The sequence below is a fragment of the Desulfonatronum lacustre DSM 10312 genome (assembly GCF_000519265.1).
In the GTDB taxonomy this organism is placed as follows: domain Bacteria; phylum Desulfobacterota; class Desulfovibrionia; order Desulfovibrionales; family Desulfonatronaceae; genus Desulfonatronum; species Desulfonatronum lacustre.
Genome location: NZ_KI912608.1, coordinates 1,568,585 through 1,590,440 on the forward strand (window position 1 = coordinate 1,568,585; position 21,856 = coordinate 1,590,440).

The 21,856-nt window shown below is 61.5% G+C and carries 16 protein-coding genes; 6 read left to right on the forward strand and 10 right to left on the reverse strand.

Features of this window, described 5'->3' with window-relative positions; translation table 11 throughout:
* Window position 1: 1 nt before the first annotated feature.
* The 4 genes from DESLA_RS0107390 to DESLA_RS19310 all read right to left on the reverse strand — a co-directional run bounded on the left by DESLA_RS0107390 (window position 2) and on the right by DESLA_RS19310 (window position 6,673).
* Window positions 2-592, reverse strand: coding sequence for a cysteine hydrolase family protein (locus tag DESLA_RS0107390; protein WP_028571956.1), 591 nt, complete (start codon window positions 590-592; stop codon window positions 2-4).
* 9 nt (window positions 593-601) lie between these two features.
* Complete coding sequence (locus DESLA_RS0107395) at window positions 602-904, reverse strand: Dabb family protein (RefSeq protein ID WP_028571957.1); 303 nt, start codon at window positions 902-904, stop codon at window positions 602-604.
* A gap of 171 nt (window positions 905-1,075) precedes the next feature.
* A complete protein-coding gene (locus DESLA_RS0107405; RefSeq protein ID WP_035261510.1) occupies window positions 1,076-5,704 on the reverse strand; it encodes a glutamate synthase-related protein in 4,629 nt (1,542 codons plus the stop codon).
* 216 nt (window positions 5,705-5,920) lie between these two features.
* The gene (locus DESLA_RS19310) at window positions 5,921-6,673 is read right to left on the reverse strand and encodes a TIGR03915 family putative DNA repair protein (protein WP_051434478.1); all 753 of its coding nucleotides are present in this window, start codon (window positions 6,671-6,673) and stop codon (window positions 5,921-5,923) included.
* Window positions 6,674-6,720: 47 nt separating this feature from the next.
* Here DESLA_RS19310 and DESLA_RS19315 point away from each other — a divergent pair, with 47 nt between their 5' ends.
* On the forward strand, window positions 6,721-6,933 hold the full coding sequence (locus tag DESLA_RS19315; RefSeq protein ID WP_156932904.1) for a hypothetical protein: 213 nt from the start codon (window positions 6,721-6,723) through the stop codon (window positions 6,931-6,933).
* 22 nt (window positions 6,934-6,955) lie between these two features.
* Here the strand turns inward: DESLA_RS19315 and DESLA_RS19320 are convergent, their stop codons facing one another.
* Complete coding sequence (locus tag DESLA_RS19320; RefSeq protein WP_084031952.1) at window positions 6,956-8,308, reverse strand: putative DNA modification/repair radical SAM protein; 1,353 nt, start codon at window positions 8,306-8,308, stop codon at window positions 6,956-6,958.
* A gap of 182 nt (window positions 8,309-8,490) precedes the next feature.
* On the opposite strand from DESLA_RS19320, the gene htpX reads away from it, so the two are divergent.
* Both htpX and DESLA_RS0107430 read left to right on the forward strand, forming a co-directional pair.
* Window positions 8,491-9,381 carry a protease HtpX gene (htpX, locus tag DESLA_RS0107425; protein ID WP_028571959.1) on the forward strand — a complete coding sequence of 297 codons (891 nt, stop codon included), beginning with the start codon at window positions 8,491-8,493 and terminating at the stop codon, window positions 9,379-9,381.
* A 113-nt stretch (window positions 9,382-9,494) separates the two neighbouring features.
* Complete coding sequence (locus DESLA_RS0107430; protein ID WP_028571960.1) at window positions 9,495-10,343, forward strand: ribonuclease H-like domain-containing protein; 849 nt, start codon at window positions 9,495-9,497, stop codon at window positions 10,341-10,343.
* A gap of 308 nt (window positions 10,344-10,651) precedes the next feature.
* On the opposite strand, the gene metG is transcribed toward DESLA_RS0107430, so the two are convergent.
* The 5 genes from metG to DESLA_RS0107455 form a co-directional block, all read right to left on the reverse strand.
* Complete coding sequence (metG, locus tag DESLA_RS0107435; protein WP_028571961.1) at window positions 10,652-12,625, reverse strand: methionine--tRNA ligase; 1,974 nt, start codon at window positions 12,623-12,625, stop codon at window positions 10,652-10,654.
* A 110-nt stretch (window positions 12,626-12,735) separates the two neighbouring features.
* Window positions 12,736-14,172, reverse strand: coding sequence for a PSP1 domain-containing protein (locus tag DESLA_RS19325; RefSeq protein ID WP_051434480.1), 1,437 nt, complete (start codon window positions 14,170-14,172; stop codon window positions 12,736-12,738).
* Window positions 14,173-14,184: 12 nt separating this feature from the next.
* Window positions 14,185-16,824 (reverse strand): alanine--tRNA ligase, encoded by a 2,640-nt coding sequence (gene alaS / locus DESLA_RS0107445; protein WP_028571962.1) that lies wholly within the window; start codon window positions 16,822-16,824, stop codon window positions 14,185-14,187.
* Window positions 16,825-17,015: 191 nt separating this feature from the next.
* A complete protein-coding gene (gene recA / locus DESLA_RS0107450; RefSeq protein ID WP_028571963.1) occupies window positions 17,016-18,086 on the reverse strand; it encodes a recombinase RecA in 1,071 nt (356 codons plus the stop codon).
* A 140-nt stretch (window positions 18,087-18,226) separates the two neighbouring features.
* Window positions 18,227-19,213 carry a Solitary outer membrane autotransporter beta-barrel domain gene (locus DESLA_RS0107455; RefSeq protein WP_028571964.1) on the reverse strand — a complete coding sequence of 329 codons (987 nt, stop codon included), beginning with the start codon at window positions 19,211-19,213 and terminating at the stop codon, window positions 18,227-18,229.
* A 516-nt stretch (window positions 19,214-19,729) separates the two neighbouring features.
* On the opposite strand from DESLA_RS0107455, the gene DESLA_RS0107460 reads away from it, so the two are divergent.
* From DESLA_RS0107460 to phoU (DESLA_RS0107470), 3 genes are read left to right on the forward strand one after another with little or no spacing between them, the layout of a single operon-like run.
* On the forward strand, window positions 19,730-20,416 hold the full coding sequence (locus DESLA_RS0107460; protein WP_028571965.1) for a response regulator: 687 nt from the start codon (window positions 19,730-19,732) through the stop codon (window positions 20,414-20,416).
* A 20-nt stretch (window positions 20,417-20,436) separates the two neighbouring features.
* Window positions 20,437-21,096 carry a phosphate signaling complex protein PhoU gene (gene phoU, locus DESLA_RS0107465; protein WP_028571966.1) on the forward strand — a complete coding sequence of 220 codons (660 nt, stop codon included), beginning with the start codon at window positions 20,437-20,439 and terminating at the stop codon, window positions 21,094-21,096.
* A 37-nt stretch (window positions 21,097-21,133) separates the two neighbouring features.
* Complete coding sequence (gene phoU / locus DESLA_RS0107470) at window positions 21,134-21,802, forward strand: phosphate signaling complex protein PhoU (RefSeq protein ID WP_028571967.1); 669 nt, start codon at window positions 21,134-21,136, stop codon at window positions 21,800-21,802.
* Window positions 21,803-21,856 lie beyond the last annotated feature (54 nt).

The following is a 21,856-nucleotide window of genomic DNA, read 5'->3' on the forward strand; positions in this document are numbered from 1 at the left end:
TTCACTGTGGTTTCTCCTCTGAAAGGTTGCTCAACTCCTGGAACGCCATACACGTGATGCCCATATTGCGCATGTCCTCGATATTATTCGCCGCGACCCGCTCGGTCTGAGCGGAACAGGCGTCCGAGACCACGATCACCCGGTAGTCCCGGCCCAAAGCGTCCACGGCCGTGGCCCGGATGCAATTGGGATACTGGGTTCCGGCCACGACCAGCGTCTCGACTCGCAGACGACGCAACAGAAAATCCAGTTCCGTGCCCAAAAACGCGCTGAACCGCTGCTTGGTCAACACGTAGTCGCCGGAGCGCGGCGTCAGTTCCACCACGATCCGCGCCCCGGGCGTCCCGGCCACGCAGATGCCCGCGCCGTTCTGAAACAGCTCCTGCCGGGTATATTCCACGTCGCTGCCGTCGGGCCGGTGCTCCCGAACCACGTGGATCACCGGCCAGGATCGCTTCCGGGCATGCTCCGCCAGCGCGGCGATGACCGGAATGGTCTCCCTGGCCCCGGCCACGGCGGCTGGGGCGTCGGGCAAAACGAAATCGTTTTGCATGTCCACGATCAGCAGAGCGGGACTCAAAAATCCTGACACCGCGTCCTCCTATATCTCGTAATCCACCACGCCCCGATCAACCACCACCTTTTTCACGAACTCCACGCAGCGCTGGTGTTCCGGGTGCTGCTGGTAGCCTTGCAGGGCTTCGCGGGATTCCAGCTCGGAGTAGAGCACCACCTGCCACGTTGGAGAGGCCTGAAAAACATCCAGTCCGACCTCCAGGTGGAGCAGACCGGGAACCTTGCCGTTCAACGCCTCCAGCATCTGCTTCATCTTCTTCCCGTTCTCCTCAGCGCTCCCCCCTTCGGCCTGGTCCTTCAACGTCCACATCACGATATGCTTGATCATTGTCTTCCTCCTTGGATGTTATGGTTTGTTGCGATGAAAGGTCGGATTGTTCTTACGGAGATCCTCGCGGCGTTGGATTACAGTTTCGATTGCGATTTCGATTTCGATTTCGAGCACCGCATCGCAAAGCACGAAAGATCCTCCTGACTCCTGACTTCTACCCTCCCCCCCTCACTCCGCCTTGGGCGGGTTCTTATCCGCCGGTACGATCATCACGAAACGGGTTTCGGCCTCGGCCATGAGTCGTTCCACGGCCTGGGCTTCCTCCTCCTGGAAGGTGGCCCGCAGCTCGGCTATGTAGCGGCTGACCAGCTCGCGGATATCCGCGAGGCCCTGTTCGGTGACGTCCCGGACGGCCACGTCCGCGCCGCTGGCCAGACGCCGCCGGATCGCGGCCTTGTCGAATCCGAATTCCGGGTAGAGGCATGGATAGACCACCCCGCCGGTCATCCCGGAGCAGATCCATGGTCCGGGATCTCCCAGGACCACGACCCGTCCGCCGGTCATGTACTCGAAGGCAAAGCCCTTCAGGTGGGCGCGCACCGCCAGGTTGCCTTCCTCGTCCCGGACCTTGGACGTAATCCGGGCTCCGAACACCGCGTCCGCCCCGGACATCCGGATGCAGGCCCGGGAATCGGCGTAGTTCTGGACCATCAGCATCCCGTTGATGGCTCCGTAGGCAAAGCTCTTGCCCGTGGAGCCGTCCACCCGGCGGCCCATCAGGTTCGCGCCCTTGAACACGCCGCAGGCCCCGCCGAAGCTGCTCTTGGCCGTACCGTCCTGGGCCCCGCCGTCCACCATCACTTCAATGCCCGGAATGTTGAAGGCGCACAGACCGTTGCCGGGTACGGAGGAATCCAGACGCAATCTGGCCCGGCGCTCCCCGGAATCACCGAACCGGCGGACCACGGCCCCGGCCAGGTAGGTGCCCATGGCCCGGTCCACGCTGCGCACGTGCTGATCCGTGTACCGGACCTCGCGGGTCTGTTCGTCGGCAAACTCGGCCAGGGAGATGTCCGCCACCAGCTTGGTCAGGACGTTCAGCGGCTTGCGCACCATGCGCAGGGCTCCGGCCGGTCCGGCGGCGCCGTCCATGGCCGGGCGGGCCAGAATGTCCGTCAGGGCCACGACGTTGTGATGGGATATCTGGGCCAGAAAATCCGTACGCCCGACCACGTCCCGAACCCGGCTGACGCCCAGGTCCGCCAGAATGGCCCGCATTTCCTCGCCGATACAGGTGAACAGCCGCACCAGGTTGCCGGTTTCCGCGGCCGCTTGCAGCGGAGTAAATCCCTTCACGCCGTGCTTTTCCGCGTCAGCCTTGGTCCGCAGCTGGGTGGAGATGCCCCGGGGGCAGGTGTCCAGGTGGCAGCGCCGGCAACTGATGCAGCCCACGCCCATCAGGGCCGCGGTGCCCATGCCTACCCGGTCCGCGCCGAGGAAGATCATCTTCAGGGCATCCGCGCCGCTGCGCAGCCCGCCGTCGGCCCACAGTTCCACGCCGTCCCGCAGGCCGGACTCCACCAGGGCCCGATGAGCCTGGCTGACCCCGATCTCCGCGGGCAGGCCGACATACTTCTTGCTGTGCTCCCGTGCCGCGCCCGTGCCGCCGTCGAACCCGGAGACCGCGACGATGTCCGCCCCGGCCTTGGCCACGCCCACGGCAATGGTGCCCACCCCGCTGGTCACCGGGATCTTCACCGAAACCCTGGCCATGGGGTTGGCGGTCTTCAGCTCGGTGATGATCTGGGCCAGATCCTCGATGGAATAGATGTCGTGATGATTGGAGGGGGAGATCAGGGCGATGCCCGGCTTGCAATGCCGGGCCTGGGCCACCATGGCCGTGACCTTCTGGCCGGGCAGGTGGCCGCCCTCACCGGGCTTGGCCCCCTGGCCGATCTTGATTTCCAGAAAATCCACGGAGTTGAGAAAAGCCATGTGCACGCCGAACCGGCCCGAGGCGATCTGCTGGCCCCGGTTGTGGCGGTATTTGCCAAGCATGTCCGGAATTTCCCCGCCCTCACCGTTCATGCACACGATGTTCAGGATCCGGGCGGCCTCGGCGTAGCTTCGGAAGGAGTTCTCTCCCTGGGAGCCGAAGCTCATGGCCGGAATGACCAGGGGCATGGCATGACCGGCAATGGAGATATCCACTTCGCTCATGGCCAGGGGCACGGCCTTGCTGGGCCGCGTAAAGCCCAGGACGTGCCGCAAGGCCACTGGATTCTCCTGTTCCAAAGCGGCCAGTTCCTGGGCCATCTCCCGGAATCCGGCCACCCCGGTGGCGGCCCGGCGCATCACCCGCCCGACCTTGGTGTTCCGGGCCGGGGTGCTCCAGAGCTGGGCCGTGGTCTCCCGGACGGCCTTGTCCAGACGACGCCGGGCGATCTCTTCCAGTCGGGCCAGGGACAGGCCGACATCCGGGGACTGGCAGAAGTTGGCGCACTTGAAGATTTTCGCCAAATCCCCGGCCAAGCCGATGGAGGAAAAAATCCGGCCATAACCGCACAGTTCATGGATGCCCATGGTGGACATGACCTTTTCCATGCCCTTCTGAAGCACATCCATGGTGGTCCGGATCACGGTCTCGGCCGACCGGCTTTCCGTGGCGTGCTCCCGGGCCATGCGCCAGATCATGTACGGATTGATCGCATCCGCGCCCAGTCCGAGCAGAAACATCACATCGTGCAGATTGCGCACCGCGGCGCTGCGCACGACCAGTGAACAGCGCCGCCGCAAACGGTGTTCTTCCAGATAATTGCCGATCATGGCCAGGGCCAGGCCTGGATCGACATAGACCAGCCCGTCGGAAAACGTCCGTGAATCGTCCAGAACCAACAGCACGGCACCGGCGTCGATGGCAGCCCGAGCCTCCAGGCACAGTTCGGAAAGGCGTTGCTCCAGGCAGCCTTGGCCGTTGCCTGGACCACTGTCCGGGCCTTCAGTCCTGGCCTCGAACACCGCATCCAGGACGGCCACCCGGTTCGGGTCCCGACCCTGACCCGTAAAAAACGAAAGCACGGAGTCCAGGGTCTGGGTGCCGAACTCCGCGGCCAACTGGGACAGGGCCGACCCGCAGACCCGGCCATCCAGGCAACCGCCCAGCAGCAGCGGCGTGCGCAGTTCCAGCCCCACGGCCCCGGAGCGCTCCCGGTTGTCGATCTCCGGTCGGTCGCCGAGCATGCAGCGGGTGGTGAAATGATCGGCCTCCCGCTCCCGGTCAATGGCCGGATTGGTGACCACGGCCACGTTTTCCTTGAAAAACTCGGAGATATTGGGCAACCCTTCCGGGCTCAGGCAGGCCAGCGGCCCCTGGTAGCCCATGGAGCCGATCAGCGCCCCGCCGACAATGGTCGCTGTTTTCTTGCGCATCTCCACGTCGTACTTGTGCCACCCCAGGGCGGCCAGCACGTTTTCCCGCACCATGTCGCCCGGCGACAACCGCGACCGGCCGTCGTCGAGCAGGTTTTCCAAGCCAAATGCTTCCTCCGGCTGCTCCGGAACAGCTTGATACAACGTGCCGATCCGCTCCCGCAGACCGCTGCGGCCCTGCATCAGCCGGACCAGTTGGCGCTGAAAGGCCCGGTAGTTGAACACCACGGCCCGCCGACCGGTCAGAGACAGGATGGCCATTTTCTCCCCGGGAGCCAGAGGCACGGGGTCCGTAGCCGTGTCCTCCAAATCCACCACGCCCTTTTCCGAAGACAGGTAATAGTTGTAGTCGCTCTCGCCGAACCACAGCGGACGCAGCCCCAGGGCGTCCACGCTGCCGATGCAGACGTCGCCGTGCCGGGCGATGACCGCGGCCGGTCCCTGGGCCGATGGCGGAAAGAACCAGCGGTAGGTTTGATAAACCTTGCGCAAATCCTCGGGATAGTGCTCCACCTCGCTGTGCACCGCCGGGAAGACCATGGCAAAGGCTTCGGCGGGTTCCAGTCCGTAACGGTGGATCAATCCTTCGACGGCCCGGTTCAGGTCCTGGGAATCACTGCCTCCGGGCACGGGCTCAATGCCCAGATTGCGCGACGCCCCGCGCAGCCGTTCGATGGTATTGATCTCGCCGTTGTGGGCCAGGAGGGAAAACGGCTGAGTGCGCTCCACCGTGGGCAGGGTGTTGGTGGAATAGCGACTGTGGCCCAGACAGATCTTGGACCGGGTGGCCGGGTCGCGCAGCTCCGGATAGACCCGCTGCAGCAGATCCGGCCCGCCCCGGACCTTGTAGACAACGCTGTGCTGGGACAGGGAGGCGACATGGAGATCCGGCTCCAGATCCTCAAGCTCCACAAGCACCTTGAACAGGAGCCGGCCGGAGTCAATGCGCACGTCCTGGCGGACCAGCCCGGCCACCTGCCAGAACAGCGGCGTCTCGGCCCGGGCCATGGGCCCCAGCTCGTCATCGTTGGTCCGGCCTTGCAATTCCAGGACGATGTCCAGCCCCCGCAGGGCAAAGGTCTTGCGGACCGTGTCCAGAACGTCGTCGGCCCGCTCGCGTATCCGCCGGGGCAGGAGCAGATGACCCACGAAAAACCCGCTGGATTCGGCCAGATGCGGCGACAAACCGGCTTCCTGGAGCCGACGGCTCCACAGTTCCCGCGGCACGTCGGTCATGATCCCGCATCCGTCGCCCTCGTCGTTGATGTCCCCGGAGCGATGGGCCATCTTTTTCAGGGCCTCAATGGTCCGGACAATATTGGCATGGGTCACGCGGCCGCGCTTGTCCACGAAGGCGATAATCGCGCAGGCGTCGCGCTCTTCGCAAATCGGGCCGTCAAAAACTGAATGAGGGGATGGAATGGGCATCGCCAACGGGTCCTCCGTCTTAAAAACTGGAATGATAGATGGGCAAAGAATCGACATCCGTCAACAGGGTGATGGAAGCGTCCTCGCCATCATTAGCCGACCCGGAGAGAGAAATCAAAATTTTCAAACGCCATATCAGCCGGTTCAACCGTTCTATTCAACCGTTCAGTTAAGCGTTCAGTTAAGGCGTTCAATTCAGACGTTCGAATGAGAAGTTCAATTCGGGCGCTCCACCAGATGCTTCCAATACCGCCGGGGCATGAACCGGCGCTGCAAGGCCGGATTGCGGCGCTCGGGCACGGCCAGGGCCTGGACATACTCTCGCCAGAGTTCCTGGAACGTGGTTTCACGTCGGCTGAGCAGGGCGTCCACGTTTTCGGGGACCCCGACCACCGGATGCAACTCCTGGCCGTCCCAGGCCAGGGCCAGCCCGCGACGCAGGTCGTGGATCACCCAGTTGTCCTGGGGAAAACGGCGCTGAAAATGGGGGGCCACGAGCGGCAACACATTGTGGTCCGGCTCAAAGCGGGCGTACAGGGTTGCGTCCCGCAATTCCATGAAACGCAGCAGGCCGGTACAGCGATGCGCCTCCTTGCCGACCTTGGCCTTCCAGTCCATCACCCGGCGCACCGCGGCGTTGGTCCTCATCCCCAGGACGCTTGTCCCTGCTTGCAGCGTGAGGCGCGCGAATTCGTACAGCTCCGGCTCAGCCCCCTGAACTTCGGCCAAAAACACATAAACCAAATGCTGAACAGCCCCTTCCCCGCCTGACCGGCGCAAACGCTCTAAAAACCGAGCCGCCGTCTCGGCATGGACCGCTACCCGTGTCGGCGGCCACAACCCGGGCCGCCCCCCACCCTCGACCACAAACCCGCACCGCTCCAGCCCTTCTCCATCCGCCGCGGCAAAGGCACACAGCAGTCCGTCGAAGCTTCCGTCGTAGGAAAAAATACGCGGTATCTGATCCATTGCGAGTACCTCTTGTCAGAGGGTTTAACGTTCCCTACATTCCTGGCATGAAAACGCTTGCATACGGAAGCTATAGGGCGCGAGTCGATTTCGACGCTCGCGACAACATTCTGGTTGGCCACATCATCGATATCAACGACATGGTGAGTTTCCATGCGCCCACCATTGAAGAGCTGTTCGTGGCCTTTGCAGAAGCGGTCGAAGACTATCTTGCGACTTGCACGGTCATAGACAAGCCTCCTGAGAAAAGCATGTCCTAATTGCTCCCCCCGACGCTTCGTTTCACCAAAGCGACAACTGCTTCATCCTTGGCGCTCTGGTCTTTTCCAGGCCGCGGAGCACGGTTTCGGCCTGGGCCGGGTTCCAGGCTTCGTTGTTCCAGAACTTGCCGCTGGCCGTGACGAAGAAGCGGGCGCGTTTCATGACCACGCCGAGTTTCTTCAGGTCTTCGGGGTGCAGGGGCCCGAAGCGGCGGGCCGCGATGATCCGTCGGGACGAGCGGATCCCGATGCCGGGGATGCGCAGGAGTTGGTCCAGGGGGGCCCGGTTGACCTCCACGGGAAACAGGTCCGGATGACGCAGTGCCCAGGCGGCCTTGGGGTCGAGCTGCTCGTCCAGCCACTCGTGTTGGTCATCGAACAGTTCCGCGCTCTGGAAGCCGTAATACCGCAGCAGCCAGTCCGCCTGGTACAGACGATGCTCCCGCAGCAACGGTGGCGCATTCAGAACCGGCAGGCGGTTGTCCCGGCTGACCGGCACGTAGCCGCTGTAGTAGACCCGCTTCAGCCCGAACCGCCCGTACAGCGCCTCGGCAAGCCGCAGAATCTGCCGATCCGGCTCCGGACTGGCCCCCACGATCAACTGCGTGCTCTGTCCCGCCGGGGCGAACACCGGGGCTTTCGCGGTTCGTGCCGGCAGCCCGCGCCGCCCGTGGGCCGCCTCGCCGATCAGCTCGCTGATCCGGAGCATGGGCAGCAGCACCCCCTCCCGGGTCTTTTGGGGCGCAAGGCTGCGCAGGGAGGCCTCGGAGGGCAGTTCAATGTTCACGCTCAGCCGGTCCGCGGCCAGACCGGCCCGCTGGATCAGTTCCGGAGCCGAGCCGGGGATGACCTTCAAATGGATGTAGCCGCCGAAGCCATGGACGCGACGCAGCTCTTCGGCCACCCGGACCATCCGCTCCATGGTCCAATCCGGATTGCGGCAGACCGCGGAACTCAGAAACAGTCCTTCGATGTAATTGCGCCGATAGAAGTTCAAGGTCAGGTCCACGAGCTGGCCGACCGTGAAGGTGGTCCGGGGCAGGTCGTTGTCGCCGCGATTGACGCAGTACGCGCAATTATACTCGCAGACGTTGGTATACAAAATCTTAAGCAGGGAAATGCACCGCCCGTCCGCGGCCCAACTGTGACAGATTCCGGAATGAGCCGGAGCGCCCAACACGGCTCCGGGACGAGCCGCCGTGGAACCGCTGGAGGAGCAGGACACGTCGTAGCGGGCCGACTCGGCCAGAATGGCCACCTTGCGGACCAGATCCGGCCGACGGATCAGCGCGGGGGTGCCGAGGCGGGGCTCGGTGCCGAAATCAAGGCCCGGGCTTAAAGAGAGAGGCACTTTTGCCACTGAGTTTAAAACCATATCCATTCCTCTTGCCCGGATACTCTTATCGCGGCCGTCCATGCGGGACGTTCCCGCCTACCGACAATCGCATTCTGACCAATCTTGCCTCGTGAAACAAGATTGATTATATACAACTGTTAAGGCATACGGCAGCTTTGCTTGTTGACACATATCTTCTCATTCAGGAGGTCTATCGGAAAATGAAACGGATTGGATTGTTTTTACTAACAAACATCGCCATCCTCGTGGTTTTGAGCATCGTCCTTTCCCTGTTGGGCTTCACGGGCATTCTCGATGAAACGGGCAGGGGTCTGGACTATGGCAGCTTGCTGGTCTTCGCCGCTGTTTTCGGCTTTGGCGGTTCGTTCATCTCCCTGGCCATATCCAAATGGATGGCCAAGCGCCTGACCGGGGCCAAAGTCATCACCTCGCCGCGCAACCAGGCCGAGGCTTGGCTCGTGGAAACCGTGAAAAATCAGGCGGCCCGCGCCGGCATCGGCATGCCCGAGGTGGCCGTCTACGACTCCGACGCCCCCAATGCATTTGCCACGGGAATGAGCAAAAACAACGCCCTGGTGGCGGTGAGCACAGGACTCATGCGCTCCATGACCCAGGACGAGGTGGAGGCGGTTCTGGCCCACGAGGTCAGCCACGTGGCCAACGGGGACATGGTCACCCTGACCCTGATCCAGGGCGTGGTGAACACCTTCGTGATCTTCATCTCCCGGGTGGTGGGCTATTTTGTGGACCGGGTGATCCTCAAGAACGAGGAAGGCCTGGGGCTGGGCTTTTTCATCACCAGCATCGTGGCCCAGATCGTTTTCGGCATCCTGGCCAGCGTCGTGGTCCTCTACTTCAGCCGTGAACGGGAATACCGGGCCGACGCAGGTGGAGCCAAGCTGGCCGGACGGGAAAAGATGGTCGCGGCCCTGGAAAAACTGAAACGAGGCGTTCAGGAGCCCCTTCCGGAGCAGATGTCCGCCTTTGGCATCAACGGCAAGCCCGAAGGCCACGGCCTGAAGCTGCTGTTCATGACCCACCCGCCGCTGGATGATCGCATCGCCGCCCTGAAACGGCAGAACATCCAGTAGATCCGGCCACGAGAGCCGAGTCGGAACGTACCAGCAAGGCCGTCATTCGCGTAGGAATGACGGCCTTGTTTTGTTCACCCTTGCCCTCCTGTCGCGACACCGCAAAGGCCCACATGCTCACCCATTCCTTCTGCCATCTGCCCCGCATCGGCAACGTCACGGAACGAAAAATCTGGGAGGCCGGCATCCCGTCCTGGAAAGAAGCCCGGAACAACGGAGGACGGTACCCGAAGCTCTTCTCCAAGGCCGCGCTGGAAACCCTGGAAGAATCGGAGGACCGCCTGGACAACGGGGAAGCAGCCTGGTTCGCCGAACATCTGCCCCGAAACGAAACCTGGCGGCTCTGCTCTCATTTCGCGGACCGCGCGGCCTTCGTGGACATCGAGACCACCAGCGGACCGGGCCCGGTGCACATCACCACCATCGCCCTGTACGACGGCGAACGCCTGCGCACCTACGTCCACGGCCGGAATCTGGAAGCCTTTGGCGACGACATCCGGGAATACTCCCTGCTGGTGACCTTCAACGGCCGGTGCTTCGACGCCCCGATCATCCAGCGCGAACTCCGGGCCCCGCTCCCCGAGGCCCATGTGGACCTGCGCTTCGTGCTGCGTTCCCTGGGGATGAAAGGCGGATTGAAGTCGTGTGAAAAGCAGATGGGATTGGGACGGAACGATCTGGAGGGACTGGACGGATACTTTGCCGTGCTGCTCTGGCACGAATACCAGGCCACCGGTGATGAACGGGCCCTGGAAACCCTGCTGGCCTACAACGCGGCGGACGTGCTCTCCATGCCGGTCCTGCTGGCCCATGCCTACGAGGCCAAGCTCCGGGAAACCCCGTTCTTCACCGCCCAGCCTCCTCGCCCGGAAATCCCCGAAAACCCGCACCAAGCCTGCCCGGAAATCATCCACCGCATCCGCAAACGCTTCGGCCTGCGGTTTCTGCCGAAAATGCGCTAGCAGGGCTTCCGATTCCGGAGGCCCTTCAGGGGTTGGCGGGTTATCTGCTCAAGGCACAAGGGTCGCAAAGGAAAAATTTTTGGTGTCTACTCAGCACATTTTGTATCCGCCCTTGCTCCGACAATCGGAGTCGGGGTCGCTATCGGAATCGGAATCGGAACAGGAAAAATTTGAACGCTTCCCAGCGTTTTCGATCCCGATAGCGAAGCGCCGATCCCGACTCCGACCCCGACAACGGCATTACTCTATGCTGAATCGTTACGAACTTTTTGCAGTGACGCAGCAATTGGGAGTTTTTCAACGGACTGCTACGAAACCTTGCTGCCCGGCGGCACGGTGTCCGACGGCGCCAGCAGGCGCAGCCCCTCGGGGGCATGGACGGCCAGGACCATGCCCTGAGACAAGGCGCCGCGCAGTTTGCGGGGTTTGAGGTTGGCCACCACCACGACTTGGCGACCGACAAGGTTGTCCGGGGACCAGTGCTGGGCGATACCGGCCACGATGCTCCGCGGCTCGTCTTCCCCGATATCCACGTGCAAGTGGAGCAGCTTGTCCGCCCCCTGCACCGGTTCTGCCGAGACAACCGAGCCCACGCGCAGATCCAGGCGCTGAAAATCGGCGAACTCCAACAACTCCGCGGCGTCGCCTTGTTGAGCTGTTTTCGCGTCTTTTTTTCCGCCGTCGCCCTTTTCAGTTTGCCCTCGTGGAGCAGGCTTGGTCTGCTTGTCTTCATGCTTCTCGGGCTTCGTCATTTCCAGGCGGGGGAAAAGGCTGGAAGACGCGGCCACCTCGGTTCCAGGCTCCAAACCGCCCCACCGCAAGACCTCGTCGGCCAGATGCGGCCAGCGTTCCGGGTCGCCATGTTGGCCAAGTTGGCCCAGCATGGTCTCGCTTTGCTCGGGCATCACCGGCCACAGATGCACGGCCACCTTGCGCATGCCTTCCAGCAGGGTGTACATCACCGTGCCCAACAGATCGGTCTGCTCCTGCTTGAACAGGGCCCAGGGCTGGGACGCGTCCACATACTTGTTCAGCGCCCGGACCAGCACCCACAAGGATTCCAGACCCATGGAAAACTGGAAGCGGTGAAACTGGGCCTGGAAGTTCTCCAGGCATTCGGAGGCCAGAACGTGCAGATCCTCCTCTTCCGGACGGATCTTTCCGGGCGCGGGTACCCGGCCCTGGAAATACTTGTGGGTCATGCTCAGGACCCGGCTGAACAGGTTGCCCAGATCGTTGGCCAAGTCCGCGTTGAAGCGCGTGCGCAACGCATCTTCCGAAACATTGGCGTCCTGGCCGAACTGCATCTCCCGGAGCAGGAAATAGCGAAACGGACCGCGTCCGTACTTTTCCGCGAAATCCAACGGTTCCACCACGTTGCCCAGGCTCTTGCTCATCTTGGTGTCCTGGACCAGCCAGTAGCCGTGAACGTTCAAATGACGATACAGCGGCAGGCCAGCGGACAACAGCATGCAGGGCCAGAACACGGCGTGGGGCTTGAGGATGTCCTTGGCCACCAGATGTTGGGCCTGGGGCCAGAAAGTGGCAAACCGCTCCCCGTCCGGCCATTCCAGGGCCGTAATGTAGTTCAGCAGGGCGTCGAACCAGACGTAGGTCACGTATTCCGGGTCAAAGGGCAGCTCGATGCCCCAGGACAGTCGGCTCTTGGGCCGGGAGATGCACAGATCCCCCAGGTCCTCCCGAAGCAGCCCCAAGACTTCGTTGCGGTAGCGTTCCGGCCGGATGAAGTCCGGATTGGCTTCGATATGTTCGCGCAGCGGTCCGAGATACTTGGACATCCGAAAAAAATAGTTCTTTTCCTGAATATACTCCGGCGCGGTGAGGTGATCCGGACAAAGTCCGTCACGCAGTTCCTTCTCCGTATAGAACCGCTCACAGCCAAAGCAGTAATGCCCGCCGTATTCGCCGTGATAGATGTCTCCCCGGTCGTAAATACGCTGCAAAAACCGCTGTACCCGTTCAACATGCCGGGGCTGGGTGGTCCGGATGAAGTCGTCGTAGCCGTAGCCCAGTGCGTCCCACAGTCCCTGAAACTGGGCGCTGACCGTGTCCACGTACTCCCGCGGGGACACACCCCGTGCCTCCGCGGCCCGGACGATTTTGTCGCCGTGCTCGTCCGTGCCGGTCAAAAAAAACGTCCTGCGCCCCATCAATTTCTGGAAACGGATCATGGAGTCGGCCACGGCCGTGGTATAGGCGTGTCCCAGATGCGGCTTGGCGTTGACGTAGTAAATGGGCGTGGACAGGAAGAACGATTGCAAGGGGGTACCTCCGAGGGCGGATGTCAGGAGTCAGGAGTCAGAATTCAGTATTCAGGAGTCAGAAGCGTCTTTGAAGGGCGCGAGGATTTCTTGCGGTTGACCCGGCGGCCTCAGCTTTGTTCCTTGGGAGGGCCGGACTGTTTCTTGGGCTTGCGACGCGACGACCGCGAACGACGTTTGGACTTGCCCGGCGTGGCGGGGTCGGGCTTGCCGGATGGAGAACCACTCGAAGAATCACGAGCCGCGCCGGAACCGGTAGCCGGAGGGTTGCCCTGTTCGGCCTTCGAATCAGCGGAAGGCGCCTTCTCGGGGCGAGGCTTTCCTTTGCGCCCGGAGCGTTTGTTCTTTTTTCGAGACGGGGCCGGGGACGGACGATCCGCTTCCGAACTCGCCCGGGGAGCTTCGACTTGGCGACCGGGGGTGTCCGCCGTTACGGACTCAGGAGCCGGTACGGGCCGGGAAACCACTCGCGGCGGCTCAACGTCGGCCCCCTCCGGCCTTCCGGACCGAGGTCCGGGCTCGCGGCGCTCCGGTTCCCCTCTCTCCCTGGGCGGGGAAACCAGACGTTTCCATTCTTCCAGATCCACTTCCTTTTCTCCACCGGGCTCCATGAAAACGGACACGGTGCGGCGGAAATAATTGGCCCGGATCACCTTGGCCGTTCCAAGAGAAGTGGGGAAACGCTTGCCCACTTTCGGACATTGATTCAAAAATTCATCGTAATTGGGCTGTTCATAGCTCAGGCAGCACAACAGGCGGTTGCAGACCCCGGAAATCTTGGCCGGGTTCAGAAACAAATTCTGCTCCTTGGCCATTTTGATGGTCGAGGGGGCGAACTGACGCAAGAAGCGTTGGCAACAGACCAACTGCCCGCAATTGCCCAGGCCGCCGAGCATCTGGGTTTCATGGCGGGCCCCGATCTGGCGCAGCTCAATCCGGGTACGGTAGGAGCGGACCAGATCCTTGACCAGCTCCCGAAAGTCGATCCGGTTGGGCGCGGTGAAGTAGAAGACCATCTTGCTGCCGTCGAACAGCACTTCCACGTCCACCAACTTCATATCCAGAGCGCGCTCCGTGATGCACTCCCGGCAGTAGGCAAAGGCGTTCCGAGCCAATTCCCGGTTTTCCCGATCCCGGATCAAATCCTCTTCCGTGGCCGGACGAAAAATGGACGGCATGCCGTTGTTCTCGGCGGAACCCGCACCCCGATCGCACTCGGCGTCCTTATCTGAAGCACCGCCCAAAACACTGTCGGCGGCACTGTCAGAAACCCTTTCCGAGGCACTTTCCACGTCAGCTTCAGACTCGCCGCCCACTTCATCATTTTGGTCGCTCAAATCCTCGCGGGCCTCGACATCCTCCGGTTCGGCCCATCGCGTTCCGCCTTCGCACCCGGCCAGAGGCGTGATCCGTTCAACCTTGCCCATATGCAGCTCGCCCTGCACCTGGACCAGGACATGGTCGCCCTGGGAGACCACGTAGGGCTCGGAGCGGAACTGAAGCAGGCGGTTTCCGGAGGTGACGCGGACGGAAAGAATGTTACTCATAGGATGTCCAGATCAACCGGCGACCAAGTGTCGAACTCGTTCTAGAACCAGGGGGATGCCGCTGGGATCACTGCCGCCGGCCTGGGCCATGTCCGGTCGACCGCCTCCGCTGCCGCCCACCAGGGGCGCCAGTTCCTTGACCAGGCTGGAGGCCGTGAATCGGGAGTGCAGATCCTTGCTCACCGCCACGATGAGCATGGCCTTGCCGTCGGCCTGGGCCGCCAGGACAATGACCCCGGAAGCGATCTTGGAGCGCAAGTCGTCCATTGTCTCCCGCATGGCCTTAACGTCCTTGACCTCCACGGCCGCGGCCAAAAGCGCGACCCCGGACACGTCGTCGACCTGGGCCGCCAGGTCCGCGCCCTGACCGGAGCGCAGTTGCCCTTCCAGGGCTTCTTTTTGTTTGACCAACTCCCGGTGTTGGGCCAGCAGGTTCTGGATCTTTCCGGAGATGTCCGACGGAGCGGCCTTGAGCAGGCCCGCGGCTTCCCGAAGCAGCGCGGATTGGCTGCGCCAGTGCTCCAGGGCCTTGGTCCCGGCCAGGGCTTCAATCCGGCGCACACCGGCGGCGATCCCGGATTCGGAGAGGATCACGAAGCTGCCGGCCTGACCCGTGGAGCGCAGATGGGTTCCGCCGCAGAGTTCCGTGGAGACTCCGGGCACGCTGACCAGCCGGACCTCCTTGCCGTATTTTTCACCGAAAAAGGCCAACGCCCCGCGTTGCTGGGCTTCCTCCGGCGTGGTCACAACCACGTCCAGAGGGATGTCGCCGAGGATGGCCCGATTCACCTCGTCCTCCACGGCCCGCAATTCCTCGGGGGTCAAGGCCATGGTATGGGTGAAGTCGAATCGCAGCACTTCTGGGGAAACGTAGGAACCGGCTTGGCGGACATGCTCGCCCAGGACCTTGCGCAGAGCGGCCTGGAGCAAGTGGGTGCAGGTGTGGTGCCGGGCGGTGTCCAGGCGGGTCGTTTCAGAGACCAGCAAATCCACCTCCTGATCCAGGTAGAGTTCGCCTTCGCGCACGGCGATCCGCTGCACGGCCAGATCCTGACCGACCTTGACCACGTCCGTAACCTCGGCCATGCCGCTGGTGGAGCGGACCCGGCCCTGGTCTCCCACCTGACCGCCGGAAGCCGCGTAAAAAGGCGTCGCCGCGGCCACCAGCCAACCGTCCTGCCCGGCCGCCAGCTTTTCCACGCTCTCACCGCCGGCGTCGGTCAGGGCCGTGACCCGACTCCGGGTCGTCACGTCGTCGTAGCCCACGAACCGGGTGGTCAGTCCGGCTTCCAGCAGATGGCCGAACAGCACGGAGGGATCGGCATCCCCGCTGCCCTTCCAGGCCTTTTTGGCCCGTTGCTTCTGCTCGGCCATGCACTCCCGGAATCCCGCCTCGTCCACCTCGTAGCCCTGCTTCCCGGCCACGTCGTGGACAATGTCCAGGGGAAAACCGAACGTGTCGTACAGCTTGAAAATGGTCTCGCCCAAAACCCGGCGCTCGCCCCGGGCCGTCAGGGCATCCAGCTCTTCGGCCAGCAGCTTCAGGCCCTTGTCCAGGGTTTGTCCGAACCGTTCTTCTTCCTGCTTCACCACCCGCCCCATGAAGGTCCGGTTCTCCAGAAGTTCGGGAAAGGTCTCGCCCATCATGACGCAGACGTGGTCGCAGACCTTATGCAGAAACGGTCCCTCCAGACCCAACAGCCGCCCGAAGCGAAAGGCCCGACGGATCAGGCGGCGCAGGACGTAGCCGCGCCCCTCGTTGGAGGGCACGATGCCGTCGGCAACCAGGAAGGCCACGGACCGGCCATGGTCCGCTATCACGCGCATGGCCGTGTCCCCGTCGTCCGTCGCGCCGTAGGCCTGCCCGGACAGCTCGGAAATCTGGGCGATCAGCGGGGTGAACAAGTCGGAATCGAAATTGGAGAACACGCCCTGGCAGACCGCGCTGATCCGCTCCAGGCCCATGCCGGTGTCGATGCTCGGCTTGGGCAGGGGGTGCATGGTCCCGGAGGCGTCGCGCTCGTACTGCATGAAGACCAGGTTCCAGATCTCCAGATACCGGTCGCAGTCGCACCGCCCGATGCCGCAGTCCGGTCCGCAGGACATGGACTCGCCCTGGTCGATGAGGATTTCGGAACACGGCCCGCAAGGGCCGGTGTCGCCCATGGACCAGAAGTTGTCCTTTTCATCCAGCCGGAAAATCCGCTCCCCGGGGACTTTGGCCACCCGTTTCCATATCTCCTCGGCCTCGTCGTCCTCCCGGAACACCGTGACGTACAGCCGCTCCTTGGGCAGCCTCAGTTCCTCGGTCAAAAACCGCCAGGCAAAGTCCACGGCTTCGGCCTTGAAGTAGTCGCCGAAGGAAAAATTGCCGAGCATTTCGAAAAACGTATGGTGCCGGGCCGTGCGCCCGACGTTTTCCAGGTCGTTGTGCTTGCCGCCCACGCGCAGGCATTTCTGGGAACTGACCGCCCGATTGGAATCGCGTTTCTCCTGACCCAGAAAGGCCTTCTTGAACTGGACCATGCCCGCGTTGGTGAACAGCAGCGAAGGGTCTTCCCGAGGCACCAGCGAGGAACTGGCCACGACCTCGTGACCGTTGCGGGCGAAAAAGTCCAAAAAACGTTGACGGATGGATTCAGCGGTGATCACGTTTGGGTGCTCCTGAGATGGTGATGCCGTGATATGAGATTCTTAGCTTGAAAAAGTCCTTATTCGGCAGTCCGTTCAAAAATCCCAAGTGCAAGGAACAAGAAAAGTTCAAGGTCGAAGCGTATTTATTGATACGTGAGAGTTTGAACTTTTTGCAGTGACGCAGCAATTGGGAATTTTTCAACGGACTGTTAAGCGGCTTCCGGGGCGTCCTGCTCTGCCGGAATATCCGGCACGTCGGCTCCTTCAGTCATGCCCAGATGACGCAAAAGCTGGTCTTCAATGGATTGGCGCAAATCCTGATTTTCCTGCAGGAAGGCCCGGACGTTCTCGTAGCCCTGCCCCAGACGCTCCGAGCCGAAGGAGAACCAGGACCCGCTCTTGTCCACGATCTTGTGCTCCACGCCCAACTCCAGGATCTCCCCTTCCCGGGAAATGCCCGTGCCGTACATGATGTCGAACACGGCCTCCCGAAACGGCGGAGCCACCTTGTTCTTGACCACCTTGACCCGGGCCTTGATGCCCACGGACTCGTCCTTGTCCTTGATGGTCTGGATGCGGCGGATGTCCAGGCGGATCGAGGCGTAAAACTTCAAGGCGTTGCCGCCGGGAGTGGTTTCCGGGCTGCCGTAGCCCACCACCCCGATCTTCATCCGGATCTGGTTGATGAACAGAACCGAGGTCTTGGACTTGTGGATGGTCGCGGTGAGCTTGCGCAGGGCATGGGACATCAGCCGGGCCTGGGAGCCGACCTGGGTCTCGCCCATGTTGCCTTCCAGCTCGGACTGAGGAATCAACGCCGCCACGGAGTCGATGACGATCAAATCCACTCCGCCGGAGCGGACCAGCATGTCCGCGATGTCCAGGGCCTGTTCGCCGTAGTCCGGCTGGGAGATCAGCAGTTCGTCGGTCTTGACCCCCAACCGCCGGGCATAGGTTACGTCCAGGGCGTGCTCCGCGTCGATGAACGCGCACACCCCGCCCAGCTTCTGGGCCTCGGCGATCATGTGCAGAGCCAGGGTGGTCTTGCCCGAGGATTCGGGTCCGTAAATTTCAGTCACCCGGCCACGGGGAATCCCGCCGATGCCCAGAGCCAAATCCAGGCCGATGGAGCCGGAGGGAATGGCCTCAATGGCCTGATGGGCGTCGTCGGACAGACGCATTACCGAGCCCTGGCCGTATTTGCGTTCTATCGTCGTCAGCGCGGTCTGCAACGCCTCCCGGCGGGCGTCCTGCGGCTCAACAGCGGGTTTGCGGGCCATGATCATCTCCTTGACGTGCCGTAAGATTGAACAAACTAAAAGTCGATAAGAATAGCAAAAGTCCACCCCATGAGCAACCAAGCGCGCCGCGGCGCATTCGCCCCCCCACCCAGCTTCTCAGGACCAGCAAGCTCGGTGGGTCAAATAAAATTAAGGCCGAACTTCCAACCGCGCAGGCCCTCTCCGTTGATATACGATCCGCTCAGGGATATGCGGGAAAACAGATTGCCGAAGTCGCCCACGTCGAGGATAAACCCCAGGCCGAATTCGTAAAAATGGTTCATCTCCATCCCTTCCCTGAAGTCCGCGAATAAATCCGTCCGAGCCAGAAACGGTTTGACCGCCAAATCCTTGTCCCAAAGGGTCAGGCCGGTGGGAAGCTCATAATCGAGAGTGGTTCCCAGAAAGCCGCTGTGGACGGTAAAGTCGGCAAACCTGCTCTTTGACCGCCAGGGCTTGGAGTACGAGTAGGCGTACTGCAGATCAAATCCCAAAATCCCCGGCCCCAGAGGGTATTCGATTTCGTGGCGAAGACCGGGGCTGACGGAGTACAGATCAACGGTCGTGTTGAAAAGGTCGCGGTCCAGAGAGGGATAATGCGTTACCAGTTCCCGCATGAAGCGGGTATTGTAGTCGTACTTGTATTCGATGTGACTGTACGCGAAACCGATGGTGGGTTCGATGAAGAAACCCGGCATATATTCCCATTTCACGCCCGGAGTCAGACTGATGCTGTGGGTTCGGCTGCGATCACGATCCCTGATGTCCCGGTCTTCAGGATATAAGGACGACGATGGATAGGAGGTGGACGTTCGCGCGTAGCCGTAGGAGAATTTCAGGAAAGGTCGAGTCCGGCTTTCCGGCGGCGAAAAGTAGTATCGCAGCGGCGCCTTGACCACATCCATCTTGAAGTCGTCCCCGGCTTCGTCGACAAAGACGAACCCGCCCTGGGTGACGCCGGTTTGCGAAGTGAAAGAGACGAATATCGAGCTGGTGATCTTAAAGTAATCCTGACTAAAGCCGCGGATATACGCTTCCAGATCCGGAGGAAGCTCTTCAGCCATGCCAACCCTGGGGACCATCAGGAGCAACACCACCAGGGCGGTGAGGGAAAAAAGGTGTTTCATGAAGCCTCCCCTCCAGTTATGTTCATCGTTAGTAACTACTCAGTACATTTAGAGTCCGCTCTTGCTCCGGCAATCGGTATCGGGGTCGGTATCGGAATCGAAACAGGAAGAATTTAGAACGCTTCCCAGCGTTTTCGATCCCGATTCCGATTCCGACCCCGGCAACAGAATTTCTCTGTGCTGAGTAGTTGCCATCGTTATACCGTATGAGCCCGAGCGGGCCCTTTTTCAGATTCGGAGCAGCGGATTTCAAGTAAAAACCCAAGACGACTTGCTGATGCGACACTACCTCCCGGCGGAGCATTTCGCAACAATTTCTCATGCTTTCGCCCTTAGTGACCAAATCACGAATAGGTGGGGCGCGAGTTGACTCCTTTCCCCGAACCCGTCAAAAATAAAAAAAGGTCCGGCATGGCTGCATGCTTCACCCAATTGTAACAAAACCTCAACACTCTCGTCACCGAGGTCCGCTAGAATCCCTCAATTCACTGTCGCCCGAAGTCAAGGACCATGCACATGAGCCAGGAAAAAATCCTCATTGTCGAAGATGAAGCGGATATCCTCAACCTGTTGGAATACCACCTTCGGTCCGCGGGATATGACATTTTCTCGACGGCCAGCGGCACGGAGGCTCTGCAAATGGCCCGCCACCACCAGCCGGACCTGGTCTTGCTCGACCTGATGCTGCCCGGCCTGGACGGTTTCGAGGTCTGCAGGGAACTGAAGCGGGACCGCTCCACCAGCGGGGTGGCCGTGATCATGCTCACGGCCAAGGGCGAGGAAGTGGACAAAGTCGTGGGGTTGGAACTGGGGGCCGACGATTACGTCACCAAGCCGTTCAGCCCGAGGGAGCTCGTCCTGCGGGTCAAGGCCGTGCTACGGCGAGGAAGGCACGACGCCGCGCCGAACGGGGGGCTTTGGGAACGCGAAGGGTTGCGCATCGAGGAAGACGGGCACCGCGTTTACGTGGACGGCACGGACACGGATCTCACCGCCACGGAGTTCAAACTGCTCGCGGAGCTGATCCACAACGAAGGCAAGGTGCTCAACCGCGATCAGCTCCTGAACAATGTCTGGGGCTACCAGTTCAGCGGCTATTCCAGAACCGTGGACACCCACATCCGCCGACTGCGGCAAAAACTCGGTCCCTACGCCGAGTGGGTGGAAACCATTCGCGGGGTTGGCTACCGTTTTCAGCGATAAACCGTATTTCGGAGACATTCATGACCAGTTTTTTCCTCAAACGTCTTGATGAACTCAAGACCTCGGCCACGAACATGGCGGCCCTTTGCGAAAAGGCCCTGGAAAAGGCCCAGCGCGGATATTTCGAACGCGACACCGGCTTGGCCAAGGAAATCATGGCCGGGGACGAGCAGATCAACCTGCTGGAATTGGAAGTGGATCAGAGCGCCCTGAGGCTGCTGGCCCTGGACCACCCCATGGCCAAAGACCTGCGATACATCGTCGGGACCTTGAACATCGGGCTCGACCTGGAACGGGTTGGAGACGAATCCTACAACATCGCCAGGCGCTCGCTCTTTTTGAGCAGTCGCCCTCCCCTGCCCTATTTTCCAGCCATGGAAAACCTCGGCCGTACGGCCATGGAGATGCTTTCCGGAGCCATTTCCGCCTATCTGAACGACAATCCCGATCTGGCCGTGGAAATCTGCCGGATGGACGAAAAGGCCTCCACCGACAGCGTCAAAGCCATCAAGGCCCTGATCGACTACATGGTCCACGAAGCCCCGACCATCGAACGCTGCGTCCACTCCATCTTCATCGCCCGTTCCTTGAAACGCATCGCCGACCTGTCCACGAACATCGCCGAATCCGTCATCTTCATCACCCAAGGCGTCAACATCAAGGCCAGCTGCCAGCGCTGAACCGCGACAGCCCCAGCTATCCCCGGAGACCACAGTTATGCAAACCCGACTCCCTTTCCATCAAGAACTGCAACGAATGCATGATCACATTCTGGTCATGGCCGCCGCGACCCAGGAAAGCCTGGAAAAGGCCATCCGGGCGCTCACCGATCGTGACATTGTTATTGCCGAGGAAGTGATCGACGAGGACAAGATAATCAATCAACTGGAGTGCCAGATCAACGAGATGGCGCTCCAAATGCTCGCTCTTTCCCAGCCCGTGGCCAGGGACCTGCGCTTCATCATCGGCGGCAACTGGATCGCCAGGAACATCGAACGGGTTGGGGATGAGGCCGTGAACATCGCGGAACGAGCCATTCTCCTGACCAACCGGCCGCCCCTGCCCAGCGCGGACATGCTGGGGCGCATCGCCGAGGTCAGTCTGGACATGTACAAGAACGCCATCAAGGCCTTTCACGGCCATGATGAAAAAATGGCCCGCTATGTCTGCGTTTCGGATGAAGAAGTGGACGAACTGGACGTGCTGATCCTGCGTAAACTCATCGACCACATGATCAGCGACACCCCTTCCGCGGAAAGCTCAGTGCACGCCATGCTGGCCTCCCACTGCTTCGAACGCGTGGCCGACCTGGCCGTGAACATCTCGGAGAACGCCATTTTCATCGATAAGGGCGAGAACATCAAACACAGTTGTCAGAAGCTCTAAACAGCGGAAAGTCGAGTTTCAGCTTTACCGCCCATTCCGGGACGTGGTAGCGGT

Excerpts from the sequence above, each read along its gene's own strand:
- htpX (WP_028571959.1), top strand. The coding sequence starts at position 8,491 with ATGAAACGGATTGGATTGTTTTTACTAACAAACATCGCCATCCTCGTG.
- DESLA_RS0107455 (WP_028571964.1), bottom strand. The coding sequence starts at position 19,213 with ATGAAACACCTTTTTTCCCTCACCGCCCTGGTGGTGTTGCTCCTGATG.
- DESLA_RS19315 (WP_156932904.1), top strand. The coding sequence starts at position 6,721 with ATGAAAACGCTTGCATACGGAAGCTATAGGGCGCGAGTCGATTTCGAC.
- DESLA_RS0107460 (WP_028571965.1), top strand. The coding sequence starts at position 19,730 with ATGAGCCAGGAAAAAATCCTCATTGTCGAAGATGAAGCGGATATCCTC.
- DESLA_RS0107405 (WP_035261510.1), bottom strand. The coding sequence starts at position 5,704 with ATGCCCATTCCATCCCCTCATTCAGTTTTTGACGGCCCGATTTGCGAA.
- DESLA_RS19325 (WP_051434480.1), bottom strand. The coding sequence starts at position 14,172 with ATGAGTAACATTCTTTCCGTCCGCGTCACCTCCGGAAACCGCCTGCTT.
- phoU (WP_028571966.1), top strand. The coding sequence starts at position 20,437 with ATGACCAGTTTTTTCCTCAAACGTCTTGATGAACTCAAGACCTCGGCC.
- recA (WP_028571963.1), bottom strand. The coding sequence starts at position 18,086 with ATGGCCCGCAAACCCGCTGTTGAGCCGCAGGACGCCCGCCGGGAGGCG.
- DESLA_RS19320 (WP_084031952.1), bottom strand. The coding sequence starts at position 8,308 with ATGGTTTTAAACTCAGTGGCAAAAGTGCCTCTCTCTTTAAGCCCGGGC.
- phoU (WP_028571967.1), top strand. The coding sequence starts at position 21,134 with ATGCAAACCCGACTCCCTTTCCATCAAGAACTGCAACGAATGCATGAT.
- DESLA_RS19310 (WP_051434478.1), bottom strand. The coding sequence starts at position 6,673 with ATGGATCAGATACCGCGTATTTTTTCCTACGACGGAAGCTTCGACGGA.
- DESLA_RS0107395 (WP_028571957.1), bottom strand. The coding sequence starts at position 904 with ATGATCAAGCATATCGTGATGTGGACGTTGAAGGACCAGGCCGAAGGG.
- DESLA_RS0107430 (WP_028571960.1), top strand. The coding sequence starts at position 9,495 with ATGCTCACCCATTCCTTCTGCCATCTGCCCCGCATCGGCAACGTCACG.